Source organism: Streptomyces sp. NPDC020801 (genome assembly GCF_044334385.1).
Taxonomy (GTDB): Bacteria; Actinomycetota; Actinomycetes; order Streptomycetales; family Streptomycetaceae; genus Streptomyces.
In genome coordinates this window covers 1,828-3,209 of the sequence record NZ_JBIRST010000067.1, presented here as the reverse complement: position 1 = coordinate 3,209, position 1,382 = coordinate 1,828, and the positions used below count along the sequence as shown (strand labels likewise).

Here is a 1,382-nt window from a genome sequence, read left to right as displayed (position 1 = left end):
GGAGGCGTTGGCCTCGTACCACTGCGGGCGCTCCCAGCCGTTCGCCTCCAGGAAGAACGCGCCGTGTTCCTGCTGGCGGGCGTAGAAGGGGCTGGTGCGGATCGGGCGTGGCTTCCCGGAGGGCTGGAGCGGGTGGAGGATGTCGTAGACCTCGACGAAGTTCTGGCAGTCGCGGGCCACGACGTACTCGGCAGAGAGCTGGTGCGGCTCGAAACGGTTGACGTCGCACTCGTGCAGGTCGAAGGAGGAGCAGTACCCGTCGACCAGCCACTCGGCCATCGCCCTTCCCACACCCGCCGAATGCGTGACCCACACCGCCTCGGCGACCCAGAAGCCCTTGACCTCCGGCGACTCGCCCAGCAGCGGAAAGTTGTCGGTGGTGAAGGAGAACAGTCCGTTGATGCCCTCCTGGACCTTCGCCTCCGCCGTCGCCGGGAGAAGGGACCGGGTCTCGCTCCAGGCGTCCTCGAAGTCCTCCTCGGTGAACTTCAGGACCGAGGGCATCCCCTCGGCCTCGTCGACGGAGAGGATGTCGTCGGCGGAGATCGGCATCGGGCGGTGGCCGTAGTAGCCGATGCCCAGACCGTCGAAGTGGTCGCGGTAGTAGAGGTCGGCGTCCTGGTGGCGCAGGATCGGGCGCACCGCCTCCTCGGTCTGGCCGGCGAGGGCGGGGATCGGGCCGGTCCAGGCGAGTTGGTGGGCGAGCGGGGTGAGCGGGAGGTTCATCCCGGCCATGCGGGCGATCCTCGGACCCCAGATGCCGGCGCAGCACACCACGATGTCCGCCGCGATCTCACCCTTATCGGTCAGGACACCCGTGACCCGCCCCCCGCTCTGCTGCACGTCGAGGACCTCGTGGCGGGCGAGGAAGCGCACGCCCCGCTCGGTGGCCCGGCGGATCTGCGCCTCCACGGCGAGTACGGCCTTGGCGAGACCGTCGGTGGGGACGAGGAGGCCACCGAGGACCTTGTCCCGGTCGAGGAGCGGGTGCTGCTCCACGCACTCCTCGGGGGTGAGCAGGCGGCCCTCGATGCCCCAGGCGGTGATCCAGCCGTGGCGGCGGTGGAGTTCGGTCAGGCGCTCCGGGGTGGTGGCCACTTCGAGACCGCCGACCCGCAGGAAACACGGCTTGCCGTCGACGTCGAGGGAGCAGAACTTCTCGACGGTGTAGCGGGCCAGCTCTGCCATGGTCTTGGAGGAGTTCGTCTGGAAGACCAGGCCCGGCGCGTGCGACGTGGAGCCCCCGGTGGCGGGGAGCGGTCCCTGGTCGACCACGGTCACCTCGGTCCAGCCGCGTGCGGAGATCTCGTCCGCGAGGGCCGCTCCCACGACGCCCGCTCCGATGATGACCACTCGGGGTCCCGCCATCGCCGCACCTCCGA

Annotated in this window: 1 protein-coding gene; it reads right to left on the bottom strand. The window is 70.0% G+C overall.

The features are described 5' to 3' along the window. Positions 1–1,368 (bottom strand): FAD-dependent oxidoreductase (locus tag ACH4UM_RS41685; protein ID WP_398191876.1); only part of this gene is annotated, 1,368 nt, incomplete at its 3' end. Between the last annotated feature and the right edge of the window lie 14 nt (positions 1,369–1,382).